Source organism: Streptomyces sp. NPDC049687, from assembly GCF_044465285.1.
Lineage (GTDB): Bacteria > Actinomycetota > Actinomycetes > Streptomycetales > Streptomycetaceae > Streptomyces.
This window is the reverse complement of record NZ_JBITLN010000003.1, coordinates 588,602-605,600: the sequence shown is the minus strand read 5'-3', so window position 1 is coordinate 605,600 and position 16,999 is coordinate 588,602. Positions and strand designations below refer to the sequence as shown.

Annotated in this window: 15 protein-coding genes and 1 pseudogene; 11 read left to right on the top strand and 5 right to left on the bottom strand. The window is 72.9% G+C overall.

The features are described from left to right. The first annotated feature begins 33 nt into the window (after positions 1–33). Together ACIBVL_RS12680 and ACIBVL_RS12675 are read left to right on the top strand one after the other, a co-directional pair. A complete protein-coding gene (locus tag ACIBVL_RS12680) occupies positions 34–1,548 on the top strand; it encodes a 3-hydroxyacyl-CoA dehydrogenase (protein WP_399096325.1) in 1,515 nt (504 codons plus the stop codon). Further along, positions 1,545–2,135, top strand: a complete 591-nt coding sequence (locus ACIBVL_RS12675) for a TetR/AcrR family transcriptional regulator (protein ID WP_399096322.1) — start codon at positions 1,545–1,547, stop codon at positions 2,133–2,135. Before ACIBVL_RS12680 ends, ACIBVL_RS12675 begins: the two co-directional genes overlap by 4 nt. Before the next feature lie 2 nt (positions 2,136–2,137). On the opposite strand, the gene ACIBVL_RS12670 is transcribed toward ACIBVL_RS12675, so the two are convergent. Then, positions 2,138–2,659 (bottom strand): Lrp/AsnC family transcriptional regulator, encoded by a 522-nt coding sequence (locus tag ACIBVL_RS12670; protein WP_399097218.1) that lies wholly within the window; start codon positions 2,657–2,659, stop codon positions 2,138–2,140. A gap of 189 nt (positions 2,660–2,848) precedes the next feature. Between ACIBVL_RS12670 and pdhA the strand changes: the two genes are divergently transcribed. From pdhA to ACIBVL_RS12645, 5 genes are read left to right on the top strand one after another with little or no spacing between them, the layout of a single operon-like run. Then, positions 2,849–3,982 carry a pyruvate dehydrogenase (acetyl-transferring) E1 component subunit alpha gene (gene pdhA, locus ACIBVL_RS12665; protein WP_399096319.1) on the top strand — a complete coding sequence of 378 codons (1,134 nt, stop codon included), beginning with the start codon at positions 2,849–2,851 and terminating at the stop codon, positions 3,980–3,982. 1 nt (position 3,983) lies between these two features. Further along, complete coding sequence (locus tag ACIBVL_RS12660; protein ID WP_399096316.1) at positions 3,984–4,988, top strand: alpha-ketoacid dehydrogenase subunit beta; 1,005 nt, start codon at positions 3,984–3,986, stop codon at positions 4,986–4,988. Beyond that, entirely contained in the window at positions 4,988–6,337 is a 1,350-nt protein-coding gene (locus ACIBVL_RS12655; protein WP_399096313.1) for a dihydrolipoamide acetyltransferase family protein, read from the top strand. Before ACIBVL_RS12660 ends, ACIBVL_RS12655 begins: the two co-directional genes overlap by 1 nt. Before the next feature lie 52 nt (positions 6,338–6,389). Continuing rightward, positions 6,390–7,301, top strand: a complete 912-nt coding sequence (locus ACIBVL_RS12650; RefSeq protein ID WP_399096310.1) for an NTP transferase domain-containing protein — start codon at positions 6,390–6,392, stop codon at positions 7,299–7,301. After that, on the top strand, positions 7,298–8,716 hold the full coding sequence (locus tag ACIBVL_RS12645; protein WP_399096307.1) for a molybdopterin molybdotransferase MoeA: 1,419 nt from the start codon (positions 7,298–7,300) through the stop codon (positions 8,714–8,716). The genes ACIBVL_RS12650 and ACIBVL_RS12645 overlap by 4 nt, the downstream gene beginning before the upstream one ends. Positions 8,717–8,770: 54 nt before the next feature. On the opposite strand, the gene ACIBVL_RS12640 is transcribed toward ACIBVL_RS12645, so the two are convergent. Then, entirely contained in the window at positions 8,771–9,892 is a 1,122-nt protein-coding gene (locus ACIBVL_RS12640; RefSeq protein WP_399096304.1) for a potassium channel family protein, read from the bottom strand. Positions 9,893–10,010: 118 nt separating this feature from the next. On the opposite strand from ACIBVL_RS12640, the pseudogene ACIBVL_RS12635 reads away from it, so the two are divergent. Beyond that, positions 10,011–10,727 (top strand): annotated as a pseudogene (locus ACIBVL_RS12635) (potassium channel family protein); the annotation flags it as partial. Positions 10,728–10,737: 10 nt separating this feature from the next. Further along, positions 10,738–11,718, top strand: coding sequence for an NAD(P)H-quinone oxidoreductase (locus ACIBVL_RS12630; RefSeq protein ID WP_399096301.1), 981 nt, complete (start codon positions 10,738–10,740; stop codon positions 11,716–11,718). Positions 11,719–11,735: 17 nt separating this feature from the next. Here the strand turns inward: ACIBVL_RS12630 and ACIBVL_RS12625 are convergent, their stop codons facing one another. Beyond that, positions 11,736–12,278 carry a hypothetical protein gene (locus ACIBVL_RS12625; protein ID WP_399096298.1) on the bottom strand — a complete coding sequence of 181 codons (543 nt, stop codon included), beginning with the start codon at positions 12,276–12,278 and terminating at the stop codon, positions 11,736–11,738. Positions 12,279–12,494: 216 nt separating this feature from the next. Here ACIBVL_RS12625 and ACIBVL_RS12620 point away from each other — a divergent pair, with 216 nt between their 5' ends. Beyond that, complete coding sequence (locus tag ACIBVL_RS12620) at positions 12,495–13,031, top strand: bacterial proteasome activator family protein (RefSeq protein WP_399096295.1); 537 nt, start codon at positions 12,495–12,497, stop codon at positions 13,029–13,031. Positions 13,032–13,150: 119 nt separating this feature from the next. Here ACIBVL_RS12620 and ACIBVL_RS12615 read toward each other — a convergent pair whose 3' ends face one another. Then, positions 13,151–14,785 (bottom strand): protein kinase, encoded by a 1,635-nt coding sequence (locus ACIBVL_RS12615; protein ID WP_399096292.1) that lies wholly within the window; start codon positions 14,783–14,785, stop codon positions 13,151–13,153. Positions 14,786–15,156: 371 nt separating this feature from the next. Between ACIBVL_RS12615 and ACIBVL_RS12610 the strand changes: the two genes are divergently transcribed. Then, on the top strand, positions 15,157–16,761 hold the full coding sequence (locus tag ACIBVL_RS12610; protein ID WP_399097215.1) for a protein kinase: 1,605 nt from the start codon (positions 15,157–15,159) through the stop codon (positions 16,759–16,761). Positions 16,762–16,777: 16 nt separating this feature from the next. Here the strand turns inward: ACIBVL_RS12610 and ACIBVL_RS12605 are convergent, their stop codons facing one another. Next, positions 16,778–16,993, bottom strand: coding sequence for a hypothetical protein (locus ACIBVL_RS12605; RefSeq protein WP_399096289.1), 216 nt, complete (start codon positions 16,991–16,993; stop codon positions 16,778–16,780). Between the last annotated feature and the right edge of the window lie 6 nt (positions 16,994–16,999).

Sequence of the window (16,999 nt, the reverse complement as noted above, 5' to 3'; positions counted from 1 at the left end):
CTGTGGAAAACCCCGTGCGGGAGGATCGCGCACATGACAGCACTCGACCTCAGCAGCCCCGTGGCCGTCGTCGGCACCGGCACCATGGGCCAGGGCATCGCCCAGGTCGCGCTGGTCGCGGGCCACCCCGTACGCCTGTACGACGCCGTCCCCGGCCGGGCCCGGGAAGCGGCCGCCGCGATCGGCGCCCGGCTCGACCGGCTCGTGGACAAGAACCGTCTCGCCGCCTCCGACCGGGACATCGCGCGCGCCCGTCTGGCGGCCGCCGAGAGCCTCGCCGACCTCGCGGACTGCGCACTGGTCGTGGAGGCCGTCCTGGAGCAGCTGGACGTCAAACAGGAGCTCTTGCGCCAACTGGAGGACGTGGTCGGCGAGGACTGTCTGCTCGCCACCAACACCTCGTCCCTGTCGGTGACGGCCATCGGCGGCGCCCTGCGCAACCCGGGCCGTTTCGTGGGACTGCACTTCTTCAACCCCGCGCCGCTGCTGCCGCTGGTCGAGGTGGTCTCCGGCTACGCCACCGACGTCACGTCGGCCACGCGCGCGTACGAGACCGCACGCTCCTGGGGCAAGACGCCGGTCGCCTGCGCCGACACCCCCGGGTTCATCGTCAACCGCATCGCGCGGCCCTTCTACGCCGAGGCGTTCGCCGTCTACGAGGCGCAGGGCGCCGACCCGGCCACCATCGACGCCGTCCTGCGCGAGTCCGGAGGCTTCCGGATGGGCGCGTTCGAGCTGACCGACCTGATCGGACAGGACGTCAACGAGTCGGTGACGCACTCCGTGTGGCAGTCCTTCTTCCAGGACGTGCGCTTCACGCCCTCGCTCGCCCAGCGCCGCCTGGTCGAGTCCGGCCGTCTGGGCCGCAAGACCGGTCAGGGCTGGTACGACTACCGGGACGAGGGGGAGCGCGCCGAGCCGCACACCGCCGAGAAGCATCAGGCGCCCGCCTACGTCGTCGCCGAGGGCGACCTGGGCCCCGCGTCCGAGGTGCTGGCACTGATCCGCGAGGCGGGCATCCAGGTCCGCGAGGACGAGGAGGACCACGGCACCCGGCTGGTGCTGCCCGGCGGCGGCCAGCTCGCCCTCGCCGACGGCCAGACCTCCGTCGAGTTCCGTGACGTCGTCTACTTCGACCTCGCCGTCGACTACCGCAAGGCCACCCGCGTCGCCCTGTCCGCCTCCCAGGACACCTCCTCGCAGACCCTGTCCGAGGCGATCGGCCTGTTCCAGGCGCTCGGCAAGGACGTCAGCGTCATCGGCGACGTCCCCGGCATGATCGTCGCCCGCACCGTCGCCCGGATCGTCGACCTCGCGCACGACGCCGTCGCCAAGGGCGTCGCCACCGAGGAGGACATCGACACCGCGATGCGCCTCGGCGTGAACTATCCCCTCGGCCCCTTCGAGTGGAGCCGCCGCCTGGGCCGCATGTGGGCGTTCTCCCTCCTGGACGACCTGCACGACCGCGACCCCTCCGGCCGCTACGCGCCGTCCCTCGCGCTCTACCGGCACTCCTTCGCCACCGAGAAGCGGGAGGGCGCCTCGTGACCACCGCCAAGCGCGACACGTACACCCCGGAGACCCTGCTCTCCGTCGCCGTCCAGGTCTTCATCGAGCGCGGCTACGACGGCACCTCCATGGAGCACCTCTCCCGGGCGGCCGGCATCTCCAAGTCGTCGATCTACCACCACGTCACCGGCAAGGAGGAACTGCTGCGCCGGGCCGTCAGCCGCGCCCTGGACGGCCTGTTCGGGATCCTCGAGGAGGAGCGGGCGCGCGAGGGAGTCGCCGCCGAACGTCTGGAGTACGTCCTGCGGCGCATGGTCGAGGTGCTCATCACCGAGCTGCCCTACGTGACGCTGTTGCTGCGCGTGCGCGGCAACACCGAGACCGAGCGATGGGCCCTGGAACGGCGCCGCGAGTTCGACCACCGGGTCGCCGCCCTGCTCAAGGCGGCGGCCGCCGACGGCAGCGTGCGCTGCGACGTCGAGGTGCGCCTCGCGACCCGACTGGTCTTCGGGATGATCAACTCGATCGTCGAGTGGTACCGGCCGGACGGCCGCGGGATGGGCGAACGGGAAGTGTCCGAAGCGGTGGTGCGGCTGGTGTTCACAGGGCTGCGCTACGAGAGCTGACCTCAGCCCTGCGGCTCCAGATCCTCCTCCTCGAACACCAGCAGCGTGCGGGTGCTGAGCACCTCGGGGATGGCCTGGAGCCGGGTCAGCACCACCTCGCGCAGCGCCCGGTTGTCGGGCGTGTGCACCAGGAGCAGGACGTCGAAATCGCCCCCGACGAGGGCGATGTGAGAGGCACCCGGCAGCTGTCTGAGCTGCTCGCGCACCGTGCGCCAGGAGTTCTGCACGATTTTCAGCGTGATGTACGCACTCGTCCCCTGTCCCGCCCGCTCATGGTTCACCCGGGCGCCGAAGCCGCGGATCACGCCGTCCTCGACGAGCCGGTTGATCCGCGCGTAGGCGTTGGCGCGCGAGACGTGCACCCGCTCGGCGACCGACCGTATCGACGCGCGCCCGTCCGCCTGGAGCATCTGCAGGATGTCCCGGTCGATCGCGTCGAGCGGGCGCGGCGGCGGCAGCGCGGCACCGCTCTCGGGCCGTTCGGGCAACGGCGGCGCGGCAGTGCCTTCCGGGCCCTCGGCCATTTGTTCAGGTGCCACGTGCCCCCGCCTCTCCGCCATGGACGCACTGCGTCCATCTCAGGCTGTGGAGAACCGTTTGTCCACAGCCTGAGGGGGGCTGTAGCCAAAATGTGCCGGCGACCGAACAATCGGTAGGTGAGGCGGGTCACAGCCGACGCGCCTTCCGAGCCGCTCCCACGAGGAGGTGCCGTCATGACGGTCATGGAGCAGCGGGGAGCCTACCGGCCCACCCCGCCGCCCGCCTGGCAGCCCCGCACCGACCCCGCGCCGCTGCTGCCCGACGCGGAGCCGTACCGCGTTCTCGGCACCGAGAACGCCGCGCAGGCCGACCCGGAGCTGCTGCGGCGGCTGTACACCCAGCTGGTGCACGGCCGCCGGTACAACACCCAGGCCACCGCCCTGACCAAGCAGGGGCGGCTCGCCGTCTATCCCTCCAGCACCGGCCAGGAGGCCTGCGAGGTCGCCGCCGCGCTGGCCCTTCAGGACCGCGACTGGCTCTTCCCCAGCTACCGCGACACCCTCGCGGTCGTCGCCCGCGGCGTGGACCCCGTGGAGGCCCTGACCCTGCTGCGCGGCGACTGGCACACCGGCTACGACCCGTACGAGCACCGAGTGGCCCCGCTGTGCACCCCGCTCGCCACCCAGCTCCCGCACGCCGTGGGCCTCGCGCACGCCGCCCGCCTCAAGGGCGACGACGTGGTCGCGCTCGCGATGGTCGGCGACGGCGGCACCAGCGAGGGCGATTTCCACGAGGCGCTGAACTTCGCCGCCGTCTGGCAGGCCCCGGTGGTCTTCCTGGTCCAGAACAACGGCTTCGCGATCTCCGTGCCGCTCGCCAAGCAGACCGCCGCCCCCTCCCTGGCCCACAAGGCCGTCGGATACGGCATGCCGGGCCGCCTGGTCGACGGCAACGACGCCGCCGCCGTGCACGAGGTCCTCACCGACGCCGTACGCCGCGCGCGCGAGGGCGGCGGGCCGACCCTGGTCGAGGCCGTGACGTACCGCGTCGAGGCGCACACCAACGCCGACGACGCCACCCGCTACCGCGGTGACGCCGAGGTCGAGACATGGCGCGAGCACGACCCGATCCTGCTGCTGGAACGCGAGCTCACCGCGCGCGGGCTGCTCGACGAGAACGGCAGGCAGGCCGCGCGGGACACCGCCGAGGCGATGGCCGCCGACCTGCGCGCCCGCATGAACCAGGACCCGGTCCTCGACCCCATGGACCTGTTCGCCGACGTGTACGCCGAGGACACCCCCCAGCTGCGCGAGCAGCGGGCACTCCTGCGGGCCGAGCTCGACGCGGAGCGGGAAGGCGCGCACTGACATGACGACCGTCGCCCTCAAGCCCGCCACCATGGCCCAGGCGCTCACCCGCGCGCTCCGCGACGCGATGACCGCCGACCCGTCCGTGCACGTCCTGGGCGAGGACGTGGGCACGCTGGGCGGTGTCTTCCGCGTCACCGACGGACTCGCCGAGGAGTTCGGCGAGGACCGCTGCACCGACACCCCGCTCGCCGAGGCGGGCATCCTCGGCACCGCCGTCGGGATGGCCATGTACGGCCTGCGCCCGGTCGTCGAGATGCAGTTCGACGCGTTCGCCTACCCGGCGTTCGAACAGCTCATCAGCCATGTCGCCCGGATGCGCAACCGCACCCGCGGCCGTATGCCCCTGCCGATCACCGTCCGCGTCCCCTACGGCGGCGGCATCGGCGGCGTCGAGCACCACAGCGACTCCTCCGAGGCCTACTACACGGCGACTCCGGGGCTCCATGTCGTCACGCCCGCGACCGTCGCCGACGCGTACGGCCTGCTGCGCGCCGCCATCGCCTCGGACGACCCGGTGGTGTTCCTCGAACCCAAACGCCTGTACTGGTCCAAGGACTCCTGGAACCCGGAGCACCCGACGGACGTGGAACCGATCGGCCGAGCGGTCGTGCGCCGCCCCGGCCGCAGCGCCACCCTCATCACCTACGGCCCCTCGGTGCCCGTCTGCCTCGAAGCCGCCGAGGCCGCCCGCGCCGAGGGCTGGGACCTCGAGGTCGTCGACCTGCGCTCCCTGGTGCCCTTCGACGACGAGACGGTCGCCGCCTCCGTACGACGTACCGGGCGCGCGGTCGTCGTCCACGAGTCGGGTTCCTTCGGCGGCCCGGGCGGGGAGATCGCGGCCCGGGTCACGGAGCGCTGTTTCCACCACCTGGAGGCACCGGTGCTGAGGGTCGCCGGCTTCGACATCCCCTACCCGCCGCCGATGCTGGAGCGCCACCACCTGCCCGGCGTCGACCGCATCCTGGACGCCGTGGCGCGCCTGCAGTGGGAGGCCGAGAACTGATGGCACAGGTGCTGGAGTTCAAGCTGCCCGACCTCGGCGAGGGGCTCACCGAGGCGGAGATCGTGCGCTGGCTGGTCCAGGTCGGCGACGTGGTCGCCGTCGACCAGCCGGTCGTCGAGGTTGAGACGGCCAAGGCGATGGTCGAGGTGCCCTGCCCCTACGGCGGTGTGGTCACCGCCCGGTTCGGCGAGGAGGGCACCGAACTGCCCGTCGGCGCCCCGCTGATCACGGTCGCCGTCGGCGCGCCCGCCTCCGGTGGTGAGGCCCGGGGGTCGGGCAACGTCCTGGTCGGATACGGCACGTCGGAGGCACCCGCGCGACGCAGGCGGGTACGGCCGGCCGGCCCGGCGCCGGCTGCTCCCGCGCCGCCCGCGGCTCCGGCCGCTCCTGTCGGAGCAGGGGTGGCGGGCGGGCCGAGTGGTCTTCTGCCGTCGCCCGACCGCCCGGCCGGGGACCGCGGGCCGGCCGAGGGTCCCGTGCCGGTGATCTCCCCGCTGGTGCGCCGACTCGCCCGGGAGAACGGGCTGGACCTGCGGGAGCTCACGGGCTCCGGACCCGACGGACTGATCCTGCGGTCGGACGTGGAGCAGGCGCTGCGCACGACGGCCGCCCCCGAGCCCGCACCCCCCACCCCGGCCGCAGCCGCCCCCGCCCTCACCGGCGGCCACCGCATCCCCCTCAAGGGCGTCCGGGGCGCCGTCGCCGACAAGCTGTCGCGCAGCCGCCGGGAGATCCCCGACGCGACCTGCTGGGTGGACGCCGACGCGACCGAACTGATGCGCGCCCGCACCGCCATGAACGCCACCGGCGGGCCGAAAATCTCCCTCCTCGCCCTCCTGGCCCGTATCTGCACCGCCGCCCTGGCCCGGTTCCCGGAGCTCAACTCCACCGTCGACGTGGAGGCGAGGGAGGTCGTCCGGCTGGACCGGGTGCACCTGGGCTTCGCCGCACAGACCGAGCGGGGGCTCGTCGTGCCCGTGGTCCGTGACGCGCACGCCCGGGACGCCGAGGGGCTCACCGCGGAATTCGCCCGGCTCACCGAGGCGGCCCGGGCCGGGCGCCTCACCCCCGGCGAGCTGACCGGCGGCACCTTCACGCTGAACAACTACGGAGTCTTCGGCGTCGACGGCTCCACGCCGATCATCAACCACCCCGAGGCGGCCATGCTCGGCGTCGGCCGGATCGTCCCGAAGCCCTGGGTGTACGGGGGTGAGCTGGCGGTCCGCCAGGTCGTCCAGCTCTCGCTCACCTTCGACCACCGGGTGTGCGACGGCGGCACCGCCGGAGGCTTCCTCCGCCACGTCGCCGACTGCGTGGAACAGCCGGCGGTGCTGCTGCGCACGCTGTGACGGCGGGCGCTCCCGCATTTGCTGTGCCGTGGACGGCCCGCATACTCAGGGGATGACCCGGAACGAGCCGCCCGTCGAGTACGACGCCGTCGTGCTCGCCGGCGGCGGCGCCCGGCGCCTCGGCGGCGCCGACAAGCCCGGCGTCCGGGTCGGCGGACGGGCGCTGCTCGACCGGGTCCTCGCCGCCTGCGCCGAGGCACACACCACCGTCGTCGTCGCCGATCCCCGGCCCACCGCACGCCCCGTGCGCTGGGCGCGCGAGGACCCGCCGGGCGCGGGTCCCGTCGCCGCGCTCGACGCCGGACTGCGCCGGACCACGGCCGACGACGTCCTCGTCCTCTCCGCCGACCTGCCCTTCCTCTCGGCCGGCACCGTACGGCGGCTGCTGGACGCCCTGCGCGTCGACGGGGCCGCCGAAGGCGCGCTGCTCACCGACGCCGACGGCCGAGACCAGCCGCTCGTCGCCGCGTACCGCACGGCCGCCCTGCGCCGTGAACTGGCGCTGCTCACCACGACCCACGGCGGCCTCACGGGGCTGCCCCTGCGCCGGCTGACCGCCGGACTCGACCTCACCCGCGTCCCCGACCCGGTCGCGTCCTTCGACTGCGACACCTGGGACGACATCGCCACCGCAAGGGCACGTATCAGGGAGCATTACCACGTGTTGGATGAATGGATTTCCGCAGTCAAGGACGAGCTGGGCATCGACCTCGAGGTCGACACCGGCGTCCTCCTCGACCTCGCCCGGGACGCCGCCCACGGGGTGGCCCGCCCCGCCGCCCCACTGACCACCTTCCTGGTCGGCTACGCGGCCGCACAGGCCGAGGGAGGCCCGGAAGCCGTCGCCGAGGCCGCCCGCAAGGCCGCCGCCCTCGCGCTGCGCTGGGCGCGGGAGGCGGAACAGGACGGAGCCGACCAGGCTGCCGCCACCGAGCCCGGCGACACCGGACCGGACGCCGGATGACCCCCCGCGGCACCCGGGAGAGCCGGGACGCGGATCTCGAGGCCGAGGAACTCGACGTCGAGGAGGTGCTCGCCCTCGTGAACGACAGCAAGGGCCCCGCCCGCCCGGCCGGCGCCCCCACGCCCGGGACCGGGCCGGGGGCCGCGCAGCCCGAGGACCACGGCAACCGCCCCGCTCACGGCCCGCGCGCCCCCGAGGGCCGTCACGGCCACCGGGCCACCCCCTGGCCCCAGGCCCGCGCGATCGCCGCCCGCGCCGCCCGGCCGCACGCCGCCCGCCGCGCCCATGTCTCCGTGCCTCTCGACGACGCCCTCGGTCTCGTCCTCGCCGCTCCTCTGAGCGCCCTCACCGACCTGCCCTCCTTCGACACCTCCGCCATGGACGGCTGGGCGGTCGCGGGCCCCGGCCCCTGGCACGTCCGGGACGAGGGCGTGCTGGCCGGGAGCGCCGCGCCCGCGCCCCTCACCGACGGCGAGGCCGCCCGCATCGCCACCGGCGCCCGTATCCCCCCGGACACCACCGCGGTACTGCGCAGCGAGCACGGCCGCACCGACGCCCAGGGCCGGCTGCACCCCACCCGCGAGATGAGCCACGGCCAGGACATCCGCCCCCGTGGCCAGGAGTGCCGTCGCGGCGATCAGTTGCTGCCCGCCGGCGCGGTGGTGACCCCGGCGGTGCTCGGTCTCGCCGCGGCCGCCGGGTACGACACGCTCGCCGCCGTACCGCGCCCCCGGGCCGAGGTGTTCGTCCTGGGCGATGAACTGCTCACCGAGGGCCGCCCGCACGACGGTCTCATCCGGGACGCGCTCGGCCCGATGCTGCCGCCGTGGCTGCGCGCCCTGGGCGCCGAGGTCACGGCCGTACGCCGGCTCGGCGACGACGCGGAGGCCCTCCACCGGGCCATCACGACGTCGGCCGCCGATCTGATCGTCACCACCGGGGGCACCGCCGCCGGCCCCGTCGACCACGTCCACCCCGTGCTGCGCCGCATCGGCGCCGAACTCCTCGTCGACGGCGTCCAGGTGCGCCCCGGCCACCCCATGCTGCTGGCCCGCACCAGGGACGACCAGCACCTCGTCGGCCTGCCCGGCAACCCCCTGGCGGCCGTCTCCGGCCTCCTCACGCTCGCCGAGCCCCTGCTGCGCACTCTGGCCGCCCGCCCGGCCCCGGAGCCGTATGCGCTGCCCCTGAAGGAAGGGGCGCACGGGCACCCGTACGACACCCGGCTGGTCCCCGTGGTGCTGCGGGGCGACCATGCCACGCCGCTGCACTACAACGGTCCGGCCATGCTGCGGGGCGTCGCGGCGGCTGACGCCCTCGCCGTCGTACCCCCGGGCGGTGCCCGGGCGGATCAGGAGGCGGAAGTCCTCGACCTGCCGTGGGCGACGGCCGGGGTCGACACCTGTTTCACGTGAAACAGCCGGCCGCCGCCGCGCGGGAGGCGGCCGCCCGTTTCACGTGAAACGTCGTCACGTCTGATCGGGCGCCGGGGCCGTCGCGCGACGGACCGTGATCACGTGGTCCCCCTCCTGGAGACGGGTGAGCCGGGGGTCGGCGTAGTCGAGCAGTTCCCCGCCCCGGACGACCGCCACGACCAGGTCAGCGGAACTGCGTGGCGACTGTCCCGCCTCCTTCTCGGTGACGGGACGTTCGACGAGGTCCAGGCCGCTGCCGAGGGTCATCAGGTCCTCCAGGGTCCTGGCCACGGTCGGGCTGACCATGGAGACGCCGAGCAGCCGGCCGGCCGAGGAGGAGCTGGTGACCACGGTGTCCGCACCGGACTGCCGGAGCAGCGGCACGTTCTCGTCCTCCCGGGCGGCGACGGCGATCGTGGCGCGCCGGTTCAGCTGGCGGGCCGTCAGGGTGACCAGGGCGGCCGTGTCGTCCCGCTGGGGAGCGACGATCACCCGGGAGGCGTGCTGGACCTCGGCCCGCCGCAGCACCTCGCTGCTGGTGGCGTCGCCGGTCACCGCCACCAGCCCGTCGTCGCCGGCCATGCCGGCCGCCTTGTGCTGGGCGTCCACGACCACGATCCGGTCCTTGGTGATGCCCTGCCCGACGAGCGTCTCCACCGCGTGCCGGCCCTTCGTGCCGTATCCGACGATCACGACGTGACCCCGCGTCCGCATGCGCCAACGGTGGATGCGGACCTGCTGGCGGGTGCGCTCGGTGAGCACCTCCAGGGTCGTGCCGACCAGGATGATCAGGAACAGCACGCGCAGCGGGGTGATGACGAGGATGTTGACCAGCCGGGCGGTGTCGCTGACGGGAGTGATGTCGCCGTAACCGGTGGTGGAAAGCGTGACGGTGGCGTAGTAGGCGGCGTCGAGGAAGTCGACCGAGCCGTCGGAGTTGTCGTGGTAGCCGTCGTGGTCGGCGTAGACGATCAGCGTGGTCAGGGCCAGCACCAGCAGGCCGAGGGCCAGGCGGCGCAGCACCTGCTGCAGCGGCGGCGCGCCGACGCTCACCGGCATCGTGATGGAGCGCCCCGCCTCGGCGTCGTCCCTGGCCTCCGTACGCGAGCGGTACCAGAGGGACCTGAAGAGGGAGAGCCTCACCGGGCCGGTGGACTGTCGTTCCTGGTCCTTCATCGCGCGCCCCCTGTGGCCGTGATCCGATCGATGGGCACCATGGTTCCCGGCGGGTCCGTGCCCGTCATGGAGCAACACGTTCCAAGACCCCCCGTCTGTTCCTGCCCCGGAGGTCCTCTTGCGCGACCACATCGTCGTCGTCGGCTTCGGTACGAAGGGGCGGTCCGCGATCCGGACCGTCTGCACGTCGGGGCTGCGCAAGGACCAGGTCGTGGTGATCGACCCCAGCGCGAAGGTGATCGACGCGGCCACGGCCGAGGGCTACGAGGGCGTGGTCGGGGACGCCACCCGCAGTGACGTGCTGCGGCGGGCCGAGGTGCAGCGGGCGGGGCGGATCATCATCGCCACCCAGCGCGACGACACGGCCGTCCTCGTGGCGCTGACGGCCCGCCAGCTCAACCCCGGCGCGAAGATCGTGGCCGCGGTGCGCGAGGAGGAGAACGCGCCGCTGCTCAAGCAGTCCGGCGCCGACGAGGTCATCACCAGCGCCGGAGCGGCCGGCCGGCTGCTGGGACTGTCCGTGCTCAGCCCCTGGGCGGGCCTGGTCATGGAGGACCTCATACAGCAGGGCAGCGGCCTGGACCTGGCCGAGCGGACCGTCACCAAGGCGGAGGTGGGCCGCGGCCCGCGCGAGACGGCCGACCTGGTGGTCAGCGTCGTCCGCGGACACCGGGTCCTCCCTTACGACGACCCCGCCATCGGCGTACTGGAGCCGACGGACCGCCTGATCACGATCGTGCGCGTGGACGAGTCCGGCACGACGCGGGCAGCAAGCGGGGCCGCCGTCCCGCCGCTGCCTCCCGCACCCCGCACGGACGGGAACGCCGAGCGGTAGCGTCGCCCTCATGCATGCGATCACGATTCCCGAACCTGGTGGTCCTGAGGCGCTGGTGTGGGACGAGGTCCCCGATCCCGTACCCGGCGAGGGCGAGGTCCTGGTCGAGGTGGCGGCCAGCGCCGTCAACCGCGCCGACCTCCTGCAACGGCAGGGCTTCTACGAGCCGCCGCCCGGCGCCTCCCCCTATCCCGGCCTGGAGTGCTCCGGGCGGATCGCCGCGCTCGGTCCCGGCGTCTCCGGCTGGGCCGTCGGCGACGAGGTGTGCGCGCTGCTCGCGGGCGGCGGTTACGCCGAGCAGGTCGCCGTCCCGGCCGGCCAGCTGCTGCCCGCGCCCGAGGGCATCGACCTGACGCGGGCCGCCGCGCTCCCCGAGGTGACCTGCACGGTCTGGTCGAACGTCTTCATGATCGCCCATCTGCGCCCCGGTGAGACGCTGCTCGTGCACGGCGGCTCCAGCGGCATCGGCACCATGGCGATCCAGCTCGCCAAGTCCGTCGGCGCGAGGGTCGCGGTCACCGCGGGCACCAAGGAGAAGCTGGACCACTGCGCCGAGCTGGGCGCGGACATTCTGATCAACTACCGGGAGCAGGACTTCGTCGCCGAGCTGAAGGAGGCCACCGGCGGCGCCGGCGCGGACGTCATCCTCGACAACATGGGCGCCAAGTACCTGGACCGCAACATCCGGAGCCTCGCGGTCAACGGACGGCTCGCGATCATCGGCATGCAGGGCGGAATCAAGGGCGAGCTGAACATCGGCGTGCTGCTCGGCAAGCGCGCCGCCATCAGCGCGACCTCGCTGCGCGCCCGTCCGCTGGGGGAGAAGGCGGCCATCGTGGCGGCCGTACGCGAACACGTCTGGCCGCTGATCGCGGACGGTCATGTCCGGCCCGTCGTCGACCGCGAGGTCCCGATGAGCGACGCGGCCGCCGCTCACCGGGTCGTCGAGGACAGCGGCCATGTCGGCAAGGTGCTGCTGGTCACGCCGTAGAGAGCCGTGCGGGGCGCTCAGGAGCGGCGCAGTCGCAGGGCGGCGAGACCGAGGGCCAGGCCGAGTCCGATGAGGACCAGCCCGCTGCCCAGCGGGAGGATCCGCAGCACGGGCTCCTCGGCCCGCTCCCCCTGTGCGGCGGCCCGGCCCACGCCGTCCTGCGGCGCCTCGGAGCCCACCGGCGCGACGGCGCCGTCCCCCGGCGACTCCGTCACGGCGTCGGCGTCGGCGTCGGGTTCGGGTTCGGCAGAGGCGTCGGACTCGTCCGGGCTGTCCACGGTCCCGTCCTCGTCCGCGCCCTCCTCCTGGCCCGCGTCCTCGTCCTCCACCTCGTCCTCCACTTCGTCCTCCGCCTCGTCCTCGTCCGCCCGTCCGGGACGTGCCCGCCCCTCACCGGCCCGGCTCCCGGCCCGGTCGGGTTCGGGGGAGGAGGGGGCCGGGGTGGCCGACGCCGAGACGACGCCGTACGTCGACGCGGTCCCGTACGCGTACCCGCCTGCGGGCAGCACGAGGACCGCTCCCACCCCCACCGCGCACAACCCCCGCCGCCATGGAGTCACGCCCGTGACCCCCTCCCGGTGTCAGTGGCCAAGGAATGCCAAGGAATGGCTAGGAATGAGGCCATAAGCCTCGCATTCCGGAGATCACGCCGCATTCCGGGCTGTTCCGAACGGGTGTCGGCCGTCTCGGCGCGCCCGGGCCCGGCGGAAACGGTGGATCACCCTCCGAGGGGGGCACCACGGTGATGAAGTGGACCGGTGCGAGAGAATGGCGGCATGGAGATGCCGAGGAACGAAAGATCGTCGGAGAACGCCCAGAAGATCCTGGTCGTGGGCCAGGACGGCATGGCACTCGGCGCCGACGATGACTCCCGCGAGATCCCGGTGACGGAGCAGGTCGAGCAGCCGGCGAAGGTCATGCGCATCGGCAGCATGATCAAACAGCTGCTGGAGGAGGTGCGCGCGGCTCCCCTGGACGAGGCGAGCCGGGCCCGGCTCAAGGAGATCCACGCCAGCTCGGTGAAGGAGCTGGAGGACGGCCTGGCGCCGGAGCTCGTGGAGGAACTCGAGCGGCTCTCCCTGCCGTTCAACGAGGACTCCACCCCGAGCGACGCGGAACTGCGCATCGCGCAGGCACAGTTGGTCGGCTGGCTGGAGGGCCTCTTCCACGGCATCCAGACCACCCTGTTCGCCCAGCAGATGGCCGCCCGCGCGCAGTTGGAGCAGATGCGCCGCGCGCTGCCGCCGGGTATGAGTGTCGAAGGCGCCGACGAGCCGCGCGCGGGCGGCCGTTCGGGCGGGCCGTACCTGTAGGTACAGCGCCCCTGCCGGTAAGCAAGCGCACTGTCAGAGCCGTAGACGACCAAGGGCCCGGCCGAGAAGCCGGGCCCTTCTTTCTGGGGGCCGTTCCCAGGGCGTTCCGTGTGCCGTTCTCAGGAGGCCGGGTTGCCCGTCGACACGCTCAGCTCGATCTCCGGCATGTCCTTCGGGTCGACGTCCGTCCCGGCGGACGGGAACTGGTCCATGACCGCGCCGTCGCCGTAGGTGTTCTCGTCCACGTACTTGATCTTCATCTTCCAGCCCGCGGCCTGGAAGCAGGACTTGACCGACTCGATGTACTTGAACTTGAAGTCGGGCACCCGGACCTTGTCCGGGTCGTTGTACGACTCGTCCGGCTCCGAGCACTCGGTCGACTCGATCGTCTTGGACGTGTCCGGACCGCGATAGCCCACTGATCTCGTGGCCGTCGGGGAGGCGCTGGAGCCGCCGCTGCCGCCGTTGTCACTGCCCTCGTCGAGCGCGAGGCTCGTCAGGAGCGCGCCCACCGCCACCACCGCGACCAGGGCCGAACCGATGACCACCGGCTTGTTGCCCTTGCTCCCGCCGCCCGAGGGCGCCGGGGTGGAGGGCCGCGGGGAGAGGTTGTACGCCGGCGGCGTGGGCGGCCCCTGCTGGTGGCCGTAGGCCGGGGCGGGCGTCTGGTAGCCGCCCTGCTGCGGGTAGCCGTACGACTGGGCGGGGGTGGGGGCGCCGTAGGGGTTCGGGCCCGGGGCCGGCTGGTACGGCGTCTGGACGTTGCCCACCGGCGGCTGGGGGGTGTGCTGCCCGACCGGCGGGAACACGGCGGAGCCGACGCCCGCGCCGCTCTGCGTGGGGGTGCCCGGGACGATGCTCGGCGGGGCCGGCTGGAAGGAGGCGGCGACGCGCAGGCACTCGTCGCGCATGGCGACAGCGGTCGGGAAGCGCTCGTTCGGGTTCTTCTTCAGCGCGCGGGCGACGAGCGCGTCCACGGCGGGCGGCAGCGACCGGTTGATCGAGGAGGGCGCCACCGGCTCCTCCTGCACATGCGCGTACGCGATCGCCAGCGGCGAGTCCGCGTCGAACGGCAACCGCCCGGTGACCAGTTGGAACAACATGATGCCGACCGAGTACAGGTCGGAGCGGGCGTCCACGCCACGGCCGAGGGCCTGCTCGGGCGAGAGGTACTGCGGGGTGCCGACGACCATGCCGGTCTGTGTCATCGACGTCACACCGGACTGCATCGCCCGCGCGATGCCGAAGTCCATCACCTTGACGACCCCGCGCTTGGTCATCATCACGTTGCCGGGCTTGATGTCGCGGTGGACCAGTCCCATCTCGTGACTGATCTCCAGTGCGGCCAGCACGTCCGCGGTGATCTTCAGTGCCTTGTCGGCGGGCATCGCGCCCTGTCGGCGTACGTCCTCGTCGAGCACCGAGCCGAGCGGGCGGCCCTCGACGTACTCCATGACGATGTACGGCGTCGTCAGGCCGCCCACCTCGTCCTCGCCGGTGTCGAAGACCGAGACGATGTTGGTGTGCGTGAGCTTGGCCACTGCCTGGGCCTCGCGGCGGAAGCGCTCGCGGAAGGCCTGCTCGCGGCCCAGTTCGGTGTGGAGCGTCTTGATCGCCACCTGGCGGTCCAGCACGGAGTCGTACGCGAGGTGCACCGAGGCCATGCCGCCCTGGCCGAGCAAGTCGCGCAGCTGATAGCGGCCGCCGGCGATGGCCCGCGCCGCGTGCCCGCCCTGTGCGCCGTCCTGGCTCATGTTCCGCGTCCCCCGTTGGCCCTCAGGCGCCGTTGTCCGTCGCCGGCCGTCTTCGCCGCCGTTGACTGCCCTTGATCGAAAGTGCTATTCCCGGCCAAGTCTGCCGCAGGGCACTGACACGTCAAGCTCGGTGCCCGTTCCGTGACCCTACGAGAAAGAAGCGTCGCGCAAGCGTTACAGGTGCTGTACGGCCGGTACACGGAATTTGCACGGCGGTAGGCACGACAGGTTTGATGACCGGTCCGTCTCGGACCGGCGGCGGAGCTCGGCAGGGGCTCATCCAGGACCGGAGGCTTGCGCGGAGGCTGTAGCGTGGCCGACGGAGACCGTAACAACACCGCGCGCACCGCGGGCAGAAACGACGGCGAGGACTGATGGCACAGCAGCGCGCTCAGGGCCCGTCCGACCCCGAGGCGACTGGCGGCGGTATGTCAGACGCGCCGGAGAACTGGGGCAACGGCGGGCTGGTCGGCGACGGCAGGTACCGGTTGACCCGGAGACTCGGCCGGGGCGGTATGGCCGAGGTGTTCGCGGCCGAGGACGTGCGCCTCGGACGCACCGTCGCGGTCAAGTTGCTGCGCGCCGACCTCGCCGAGGACCCGGTGTCCAAGGCCCGCTTCACGCGCGAGGCCCAGTCGGTGGCCGGCCTCAACCACCACGCGATCGTCGCCGTGTACGACTCCGGCGAGGACTTCGTGGGCGGCCAGAGCGTGCCGTACATCGTGATGGAGATCGTCGAGGGGCGCACGATTCGCGACCTGCTCCTCAACGCCGAGGCGCCGGGCCCCGAGCAGGCCCTGATCATCACCTCCGGTGTGCTGGAGGCGCTCGCCTACTCGCACCAGCACGGCATCGTGCACCGCGACATCAAGCCGGCGAACGTGATCATCACGCACAACGGCGCGGTCAAGGTGATGGACTTCGGCATCGCGCGCGCCCTGCACGGCGCGTCCACGACGATGACGCAGACCGGCATGGTCATGGGCACCCCGCAGTACCTCTCCCCGGAGCAGGCGCTCGGCAAGGCGGTCGACCACCGCTCCGACCTGTACGCGACGGGCTGCCTCCTCTACGAACTGCTCGCGCTGCGGCCCCCGTTCACCGGCGAGACGCCGCTGTCGGTGGTCTACCAGCACGTTCAGGACATTCCGGTGCCGCCGTCGCAGACCTCGGGCGGCGAGTGCCCGCCGGAACTCGACGGTCTCGTCATGCGCTCCCTCGCCAAGGAACCCGACGACCGGTTCCAGACGGCCGAGGAGATGCGCGGACTCGTCCAGTACGCGCTGCAGATGCTGTACGACCAGGGCGGCCACACCGGCACCTGGAACACCGGCCCGGTCGCCCTGCCCGACGGCCGGGGCACGGCCGCGAGCCCCTACGCGGGCACCGCGGTGATGCCCCAGCACGACGGCTCCAGCACCTCGCAGATCCCCCAGCCGATCCTGCCCACGGGCTACGGCAACAGCGACGACGGCGGCTTCGAGGGGCACGGCAACAAGGGCAGCGGCCGCGGCAAACTGTGGATCCTGGCCGTCCTCGCGGTGATCGCGATCGCCGCCGGTGTCGCGCTCGCGCTGAACAACAAGGGCACGGGCAGCGGCGACGCCGACACCACCAAGTCGCCGAGCGCCTCGCAGTCCGCGACCAAGGAAGACTCCAGCGAGTCGCCGACCGACGAGGCGTCCGAGGAGTCCTCGGACGACACCTCGGACGACAGCACCGGTTCGGGCTCCGGCTCGGGCTACTCGCAGCCGTCCTCCCCCTCGTACAGCAGCCCGTCGTACACGCCTTCCGAGACGGCCACCAGCGAGCCCTCGAACGAGGAGACGGACCCGCAGACCTCGAACGAGCCGACGGGCGGGGAGACGAACACGGGCGACCCGGGGACGGCGGACGGCGGGAACGGCGAGACCGAGGGGACCACCAGCGGCACGAACCAGGGCAGCACCAGCCTCGGCGCGGGCCTCGGCGGCTGACCGACGCTTCCGTCGGTCACCGTCCACCCACCTCGGTCCGCGCCTCGGTCCGCGTCGTGATCCGCCTCGATCCGCCTAGATCCGCCTCGGGGCGCAAGAAGAAGATCGCGGTGGCGCGTACGGCTCCTCCGCGCGGGCCTGCACGCCGCTCCAGCAGGACGCGCCGTTCCAGGTGGCGTGGCCGGGCGAGTTCGTCGGGGTCGGCGGGGCGGTGCACAGGCGCGAGCGGCATGGCTGG